This is a genomic window from Paraburkholderia graminis C4D1M (genome assembly GCF_000172415.1).
GTDB classification, from domain to species: Bacteria; Pseudomonadota; Gammaproteobacteria; order Burkholderiales; family Burkholderiaceae; genus Paraburkholderia; species Paraburkholderia graminis.
This window is the reverse complement of record NZ_ABLD01000042.1, coordinates 19,145-28,633: the sequence shown is the minus strand read 5'-3', so window position 1 is coordinate 28,633 and position 9,489 is coordinate 19,145. Positions and strand designations below refer to the sequence as shown.

General features: G+C 68.5%; 2 protein-coding genes and 1 pseudogene. All 3 read left to right on the top strand.

The genetic code is table 11. The annotated features are described in order from the left end of the window. A pseudogene (gene recC / locus BGRAMDRAFT_RS36030) lies at positions 1–3,370 on the top strand (exodeoxyribonuclease V subunit gamma); the annotation flags it as partial. After that, entirely contained in the window at positions 3,367–7,068 is a 3,702-nt protein-coding gene (gene recB, locus BGRAMDRAFT_RS31540; RefSeq protein ID WP_006052980.1) for an exodeoxyribonuclease V subunit beta, read from the top strand. The pseudogene recC and the gene recB, both read left to right, overlap by 4 nt. Continuing rightward, positions 7,065–9,395 (top strand): AAA family ATPase, encoded by a 2,331-nt coding sequence (locus BGRAMDRAFT_RS31535; protein WP_006052979.1) that lies wholly within the window; start codon positions 7,065–7,067, stop codon positions 9,393–9,395. Before recB ends, BGRAMDRAFT_RS31535 begins: the two co-directional genes overlap by 4 nt. Positions 9,396–9,489 lie beyond the last annotated feature (94 nt).

The following is a 9,489-nucleotide window of genomic DNA, read 5'->3' as shown; positions in this document are numbered from 1 at the left end:
GCGCTGCTCGACGATCTCGCGCAAGCGCCGTCCGGGCCCTGGACCGCGCAGCCCGTGATCGTGCCGAGCGCTGCTGTGCGGCGGCGGCTCGAACTGGACATCGCGGCGCGCCAGGGCGTCTGCGCGAACGTCAGCTTCGGCTATCTCGCGCAATGGCTGTGGGCGCAAATCGGCGGCGTGATCGCGGTGCCGCGGCATTCGCCGTTCGCGCCGGACCGGCTCGTGTGGCGTTGTTATCGTTTGCTCGGCGATTCGAACGAAGCCTTGCCGTGGAATGCGTCGCCGCGTCTTCGCACGTATCTCGATGCGGCCGATCCGTCCATGCGCTATGAACTCGCGCGCCGTGTGGCGACCGTGCTCGATCACTATCTGACCTATCGCCCGGAGTGGCTGTTGCAATGGCAGAAGGGCGGTTCGATTTTCGCGAGCGGTGCAGCGGACGACACGGGCCCACGCCTTGTCGGCGCAAGCGACGCAGCGCGCGAAGACGAACGCTGGCAGGCGGCGCTGTGGCGCGCGGTGCTGACCGAACTCGCCGGGGAAGCCGGGGACGCGGGGGGTGCCGGGGGTGCCGGGGGGGCACAAGCGCCCGCAGCCGCGCTGCCGCCCGCCTATCGTTTCCTCGACGAAATCGGCACGCTGGATCTCGACGCGATTGCCAACGCCAGGTGGCCCGAAGCGGTGAGCGTGTTCGCGCTGCCCACCATGCCGCCATTGCACGTCGCGTTGCTGCGCGCGCTGTCGCGTTGGGTCGACGTGCGTCTGTATGTGATGAACCCGTGTCGCGAATTCTGGTTCGACGTGGTGAGCGAAGGCCGCGTTCAGGCGCTCGACGCGGCAGGGCAGTTGGACTATCAGGAAGTGGGTCATCCGCTGCTGGCCGAATGGGGTCGTCAGACGCAGGCGCAGTTGCACATGCTGCACGAACTCACCGAAAGCGCGGCTTCGGGCGAGACGGGCGAGTTCACGGAGAATCCCGAACCGAGCTGGCTCGCTGCCGTGCAAAACAGCATTCTCGATCTGCGTTCCGAGACGCAGGCGGACGAGTTGCCGTACGAGCACGGCATCGAAGTTCATGTGTGCCATAGCCTCTCGCGGCAGCTCGAAGTGCTGCACGATCGTCTGCTTGGCTGGTTCGACGAGTTCGACAACCTGGAACCGTCGGACGTGCTCGTCGCCGTGTCCGATCTGGCCGCCGCCGGTCCGCTGAATCGACGCCGTGTTCGGCACCACGCCGGCTGGCGACACGCGCCGCATTCCGTATCGGATCACCGGCTTGCCGCCTTCGCAGGCCAATCCCGTCGCGCGTCTCTTGCTCGACTGGCTCGCGTTGCCCGAGCGCAGCGTCGGCGCGCCGGACCTGATCGAATGGTTGCGCGTCGACGCGGTTGCGGTGCGTTACGGCATCGACGCGGGTTCGCTCGAAGCCGCGCAGGAATGGCTCGCGGCGGCCGGCGCGCGGCGCGGGCTGTCGCCTGCCGAGCCGAGCGGCGAACACGTGCCGGTCGCGCGTCACACGTTTGCCGATGCGTTGACGCGCCTGTACCTCGGCTATGCGATGCCCGACGGCGGCGAGCCGGTGGATGCGTGGCTGCCCGTCGAGGGCGCGGGCGGCTCGGACGCCGAACTGCTCGGCCGTCTGTCGCGTTTCGTTGACGATGTGGACAGCTTCGCCACGCGCTGCGCGAGCGAACAGACGCCCGCCGAATGGACGCAGTTGCTGCTCGAAACGCTTGCCCAGTGTTTCGACGGCGGCGTCCAGTTCGCCGAGTCGCTCTCCGCGGTGCGCGACGCGATCGACAAGATGAGCGACGCGATGCAGGCCGGCGCGCAGGAGGTCACGCTGCCCGCCGCGGTCGTGCGCGGCGCGCTCACGGAAGCGCTCGACGACCCGGCGCGTGGCGGCGTGCCTTGGGGCAGCGTGACGTTTTCATCGCTGACGAGCTTGCGTGGCTTGCCCTACCGCGTGGTGTGTCTGCTCGGCATGGACGACGGCGTGCTGCCGAGTCTCGCGCGTGCCGACGAGTTCGATCTGATGGCCGCGTTCGGCAAAGCCGGCGACCGCCAGCGCCGCGACGACGAGCGCAATCTGTTTCTCGATCTGCTGCTCGCCGCGCGCAGCCGTCTCTTTATCGCGTACACGGGACGCAGCATTCGCGACAACGCCCCGTTGCCGCCGGCCGCGCTCGTCGACGAACTGCTCGACTATCTCGCGCAAGTGTCGGCGGGCGAGGGCGCGAGTCCCGCGGAAGTTGACGAGGCGCGCCGCGCGTTCATTGTCGATCATCCGTTGCAGGCGTTCGCGTCGGAGTACTTCGCCGCGCAGCCCGAGCTTTTCACCTACGACGCCGATCGCGCGGAACTCGCGACCTTGCTGGCCGCGCCGCAGCAAAGAACCGCCGCGCCGTTCTTCGACCAGCCCTTGCCGCCCGAAGACGCCGCGCCCGTCGCGTTCGACGATTTCGTGCGTTTCTGGCGTCATCCGGCGCGAGCAGTGCTGCGCGATCGCCTCGGCATCGTGTTGTCCGACGCGCAGGCCGAACTGCTCGACACCGAGCCGTTCGAACTCGACTACGCCGGTCGCGACGCGTTGGCCGGGCGTCTGTTGCCCGTGCTGCTCGACACGGACGATGAAGACGGCGATCTCATGTTCGACCGCGTGCGGCGTGTCGCCGAGGCGAGCCCCGAATTGCCCGGCGGCGCGACCGGCGCGGTGTGGCGCGCGCGCGAACTGGGCGCGCTGCGCCAGTTGGCCGACAGCGTGCGCCGCGAAGTGGCGTCGGGCGTCGAGCGCTTGCCGTTCGTGCTCGACATCGCGCCGCGCTGGCCGGACGCTGCGGACATCGCCGGCGACCTGTTCGGCTCGCATGACGAAGCGCTTCGCGAAGCCGCCGAAGCGCCGCTGCAATTGCACGGCACGTTGAACCTGCTGACCGATACGGGACAAGTGATTTTTCGCTACGCCAAACCCACCGCGCGCGACTATCTGTCGGCATGGCTCGCGCATCTGGCTTATTGCGCGGCCCAGCCGAACGGTCCGCGCCGCACCGTTTGGCACGGCAGCGGCGAGAGCTTCGAGCTTGCGCCGGTCGCCGCGCCGCTCGATCAACTCGCGCCGCTCGCCGCGCTGTTCAGAGCAGGGCGCAGATTGCCGCTGCGCTTTTTCCCGAAGAGCGCGTGGGCCAAAGTCAGCGAAAGCGATTCCGCGGCGCAGGGCGTGTGGATCAACGACCGCGTGCGCGGCGAGTCCGACGACCCGGCCTTGCGCATCGCGCTGCGAGGCACGCCGCTCACGCTCGACGAACCGTTCGGCAGTCTCGCGTCGATCGTGTTCAAGCCGTTGATGCAGCATCTGCGGAGCACGTCATGAGCGCGCTGCATCGTCATACGCTGGCGGCTGAAGAGCTCGACGTCTTCGCGTGTTCGCTCGACGGCGTCAATCAGATTGAAGCCTCGGCGGGCACCGGCAAGACGTGGAACATCTGCGCGCTATATGTGCGCCTGCTGCTCGAGAAGAACCTGAACGCCGATCAGATTCTCGTCGTAACCTTCACGAAGGCCGCGACCGCCGAACTGCACGAGCGCATTCGCGGCCGGCTTGCGGAACTGCATCGCGCGATCGAACTTGACGACGACGGCGGCGATCCGTTTATCCGCCGGCTCTTCGAAACGACGCTTGCGCCGGAGCGCGGCATCGACCGTGAGACGGCGCTGAAGGTCGTGCGTCGCGCGCTGCGCACGTTCGATCAGGCGGCCATCCACACGATTCACGCGTTCTGCCAGCGCGCGCTTCAGGAGGCGCCGTTTGCGGCCGCCATGCCGTTCGCGTTCGACATGGAAGCCGACGACGCCGCACTCCGCTTCGAAATGGCCGCCGATTTCTGGCGCGAGCAGGTCGAGCCCGTCGCCCATGCGCATCCCGCATTCGCCGCGTGGCTGGTGGCGAGGCGCGCCGGGCCCGCATCGCTCGACGAACAACTCGCGCGGCGCCTGAAGAAGCCGTTGGCGCAGTTGCGCTGGGGAAGCATGAGCGCCGACGCGAGCGCCGATCCGCAAGCCGGTTTCGACGCCGCCTGCGAGTTGTGGCATGCCGAGCGCGATGCGATCGTCAGCCTGCTCGCCGAGGCACAGGACCGCTTGAGCAAGACCACGCACAAGCCCGATCACGTGAGCGCCGCGATTGCCGCATGGACCGAGTACTTCGCTCAAGGCGATTGCCATGCGCCTCCGCCGCGGACCGCGCTGAAACTGACGGCCTCGGCGTTGAAGAAGGCCACGAAGGTCAAGTTCGATCCGCCGCAACACGCGTTCTTCGAACACGCGGAAGCGCTCGCTGCGGCCGTCGTCGCGACGGAAGCGGCGCAACGCGCGCGCTGGCTCGCGATCGTGCAAACCTGGCTCGATCATGCGCCCGCCGAACTGGTCGCGCGCAAGCGCACGCGCCGCGTCGTTTCGTTCGACGATCTGTTGTCGAATTTGTACCGTGCGCTGGCCGCGCATCCGTGGCTCGCCGACGCGTTGCGCGCCCGTTATCCCGCCGCTTTGATCGATGAGTTTCAGGACACCGATCCGCTGCAGTTCGCGATCTTCAGCCGCATTTTCGCGCCGGCCGGGCCGCTCTTTCTGGTCGGCGATCCGAAGCAGGCCATCTACAGTTTTCGCGCGGCCGATCTGCATACGTATCTGGCGGCGCGCGCGTCGGCTTCGGCGCGTTATACGCTGGCCGTCAATCAGCGTTCCACGGCGCCCATCGTCGACGCTTGCAATCGCGTGTTCGAGGCGAACCCGCAGGCCTTCGTGCTCGAAGGGCTCGACTATCAGCCGGTGCGCGCGGGCGAACGGCGCAGGCCGCCGTTCTCCGATCCGGATTCGAGCGGCGGCGACTTTTGCATCTGGACCTTGCCACCGGGCGAGCAGGCGTTGACCAAGCGCGAGGCTCAGCGCGAAGCGAGCGAAGCGTGCGCGGCCGAAATCGTCCGGCTGTTGCGCGGCGCGCGCGAGGGCACCGTGACGATCGGCGACGCGCCGCTTGCGCCGGGCAATATCGCGGTGCTCGTGCAGACGCACAAGCAGGGCAGCCTCATCAAACGCGTGCTGGCGGCGTGGGGCGTCGGCAGTGTGGAACTGGCGCAGGCGTCGGTGTTCGCGACGCTCGACGCCGAGCAGATCGAGCGCGTGCTGGCCGCCGTCGATACGCCCGGCGACTTGCGCCGTCTGCGCGCCGCGCTCGCGACCGACTGGCTCGGGCTCGACGCCGCGGCGCTGTGGCGTCTGGAGCAGGTCGCCGACGCGCCCGCTGTCGCCGACGACCCCGCGCACGCCGCCGACGCGATGGGCTGGGTCGAGCGGTTTTCGCGCTATCGCATGCTCTGGCACGAGCGCGGCTTTGCCGTCATGTGGCGCACGCTGATGCGTGAACTGCGGGTCGCACAACGGCTCGTCGCCGCGCCGGACGGCGAGCGGCGTCTGACCAACGTCAACCATCTTGCCGAACTCGTGCAGGCGCGCGCGGCCACGCAGCCGGGCATCGCGCCGACCTTGCGCTGGCTTGCCGCGCAGCGCGCGCAGGGCGGCGGCGAGGAAGCGCAGTTGCGGCTCGAGTCCGACCGCAATCTCGTGCAGATCGTCACCGTGCACAAGTCGAAAGGGCTCGAATACGCGGTGGTGTTCTGCCCATTTCTGAATGACGGCGGTTTGCGCGAACCGCCGTCGTCGGGTTTGCCGGATGCACGCGAATATCACGATCCGGGCGGCGACGCGGTACTGCATTACGGCTGCGACGACGAAGAGGCGGAACGCGCGGCCCGTCACGCGGCGCGCGAGCAGGCGGCCGAGCGGGCGCGGCTCGTCTACGTCGCGCTGACGCGTGCGGTGTATCGCTGTTATCTCGTGGCGGGCACCTACCTGTCGTCGCGTTCCACGAAAGAGTCGCGGCGCAGCGTGTTGAACTGGCTGGTGGCCGGCAGCGGCTACGAATTCGACGACTGGCTCGCCGATCCGCCGGACGAAGCGGCGTTGTCCGCGCGCTGGCAAGCGCTGGCGGGCGGTCCGATCGCGTTGCAGCCGCTGCCGAAGGTGGAGCGCCGCAGGCCGCTCGAGAGCATGCAGGAAAGCGGCGCGCACAAACGCGCACGGAGCCATCGCCGGTCTTTACGCGATCAGTGGCGCATGGCGAGCTTTAGCGGCCTGATCGCCGCGGGCGACAAGGCCGAAGAGGCCCAGGCGCCGCTCGAGGAAGTACGCCCCGATCACGACGAGATAGCCGATGTGCTGGCGGCAGCGCCGACGTTGTTGGCACCCGCGCCCGCGCTGCAAGTATCCTCGCTTGCCGCCGACGATATTCTCGCGTTTCCGCGCGGCGCCGCGGCCGGCGAGTGTCTGCACCGGATGTTCGAACTCGCGGATTTCGGCGATCCGCGTACGTGGCCCCACGCGATTCGCGGTGCGTTGCGCGAGCGTCCTGCGCCGGCGTCGCCGGACCTCGCGCCGCGTTTGCCGGCGATGATGCATAAGCTGCTGGAGGACGTGGTGAGCACGGAACTCGTGCCCGGCATGACGCTCGCGCAACTCGATCCACGGCGGCGTCTGAACGAGCTCGAATTTCTGTTCGCCGCGCCTTCGCTCGATTTCGCCGCGCTGCGCGCGTTGCTGATCGAGCACGGCTATCCCGACGTCGCGTTGGAGCCGGGCGCGCTGCGCGGTTTCGTCAAAGGATTCATCGACATGATCGTCGAACACGACGGGCGTTTCTGGATCGTCGACTGGAAGTCGAACCATCTGGGCGAGACCGCCGAAGACTACTCGGCCGTGCCGCTCGAAGCCGCGATGGCGAGCCATGCTTACCACCTCCAGGCGCTGCTTTATACGGTCGCGCTGCATCGCTATCTGAAGACGCGGTTGCGCGATTATTCGTACGACGCGCATATCGGCGGCTATCTGTATCTGTTCGTGCGCGGCGTGCGTCCGCATTGGCGCGACGCGGAAGGGCCGGCCGGCGTGCATGCCAGACGGCCGTCGTTCGAACTGGTCGCGTTGCTCGACGCGGCGATGATCGGAGGCGGCGTATGAGCACGTTCGATCGGGACGCATCGGTGCCGTTGGCGTCGGTGCCGTCGTTGCAACTCGAAGACATCGGCGTCAATCTGCCTGCGCCGGCTGATTTCAGCATTGCGCTCGCGGAGGGTTTCGCACGCCGCATTGGCGCATTGGCGCGACGCGGCGGCGCATCCGGCGACGCGGTCAAGTGGGCGGCGCGCGCTGCTTTCGCCGCGAGTCGCGCGACCGCGGAAGGGCACGTGTGTGTGCCGCTTGCGTCGCTCGCGCAGCGCTTCGAGGCGTCCGCTGCCGAAGTACGCGCGGCGTTGTTCGCGAGCGGTATGGCGAGCGACGGCGCGAGCGGCGCGGCGGCGCTGCGGCCGCTTGTTATCGACGAACAAGGGCGGCTGTACCTCGCGCGCTACTACGATTACGAACGGCGTCTCGCACGGGCGCTGGTCGCGCATGCGGGCGCGGCTCACCGTTTTTCCGATGCCGCGGCGCCGTGGCTCGTCGGGCGTTCCGGCACAGCGGGCGGTGCGCGTAGCGACGAGGCGGTCGGTGCAAGAAAGGTGGCGGGCGGCGATGCCGACGCCACCTCCAACGCAGCCACCGACGCAGCCACCGACGCAGCCACTGGCGCGATCACCGACGCCTCCTCCAACGCCTCCACCAACGCCGACGACACCCAAACCCTCAACGAACGTCTCCTACGCTACTTCGGCCCGCCGAAGGACGACCAGGTCGATTGGCAGCGCGTGGCCGCCGTGATGGCGCTGTCGGGACGGCTCACGATTGTCAGCGGCGGCCCGGGCACGGGCAAGACGACGACCGTGGTCGGCGTGCTCGCGTGTCTGCTCGATACGCGCGCCGATTTGCGGATCGCGCTGGCGGCGCCTACCGGCAAGGCGGCGCAGCGCATGCAGGAAGCCCTGCTCGCGCGCGCCGGCGATCTGCCGCCCGAGCTGGCCGCGCGTTTGCCGCAGACGTCGTATACGTTGCATCGTCTGCTCGGCTCCGGGCCGGGCGGGCGCTTCCGGCATCATCGGGATAATCCATTGCCGTATGACGTCGTCGTGATCGACGAGGCGTCGATGATCGACGTCGCGATGGCCGCGCATCTGCTCGACGCCATTGCACCGCATACGCGGCTCGTGATGCTCGGCGACAAGGATCAGCTCGCGGCGGTCGAGGCCGGCGCCGTGTTCGCGGAATTGAGCGCCCAGCCGGCTTTTACCGCGGAAGGGGTGAAGCGGATTGCCGGCGCTTTGGGCATTGACGAGGCGCGGCTGGTTCGGTCGCTGCCGCGAGTCGCGCAGGACATCGACGCGGACGCCGGGCGTTTCACGAAAGGCTCGCACTTGCCCGACAGCGATGGCGATGACGTCCCCGATCTTTTCCGCGGCCCCGAAGACGACGTTTTCCACGAGCCCGTTGCGGCCCGTTCCGCCCGCGAGCCAGTCAATGCGGATCTCTTTGACGCCGACGTCTCCAGCAACAACTTGCGCCCCGCGCCGGCCGCTCAGCAGCCGCCAAGCCCACTCGCGGATTGCGTCGTGTGGCTCGAGCGCAATTATCGGTTCGGGCTCGAATCGCCGATCGGCCGCCTGTCGCTGGCGATTCGCAATGGCGCGGCGAGCGCCGCGCTCGACGTGCTGCTCGCCGACGCGACGCAAGCTGCGGCCGTGCTTCACGAAGACGCGCAGGCGACGCTGACCGAGCGCACCGTCGAGCGCCTCGCCGCCGGCTTCGCGCCTTATGCGCGAGCGCTGGCCGCAGCGCTCGCCGAGGCGACGCCGAACCCGTTGCCGCTATTCGACGCGCTCAATCGCTTCCGTGTTTTGTGCGCGACGCGCTCCGGCGCGCGCGGCGTCGATCAGGTGAACGCGCTGATGGCGGCGCAGGTGCGGCGCGTGGCCGGCGTCACGCTCGCAGTCGGTGCGCAGTGGTTTGCCGGGCGGCCGGTGATGGTCACGCGCAACGACTACGCGCTGGGGCTTTTCAATGGCGACATCGGCATTGCGCTGCCGGGCGCGGGCGGTGCGCTGCGGGTCTATTTTCGCACCGGCGATGGCGGTCTGCGAGCCGTGTCGCCCGCCGCGCTGCCGCCGCACGACACCGCGTTCGCGCTGACGGTGCACAAGTCGCAAGGCTCGGAGTTCGAGCATGCGGTTTTGATGCTGCCGTCCGCATTCAGCAGGGTGCTGTCACGCGAACTGGTTTATACGGCGATCACGCGCGCTCGTGAACGGGTCGAGGTGATCGGGGCGCGCGCGGTGCTGGCGCAAGCGATCGCCACGCCGACGCAGCGCGACTCGGGACTTGCCGCGAGGATTGCGGAGGCGTCGCGGGGGCGTTAGCAGTAGCGGTGCATCGGTGTGAAAAGCGAGGGATGCGCTGTGCTCGGTGCTTCGCGCCGCACACAGCAATCGCCTCGCACAACCGCCGCGTCGC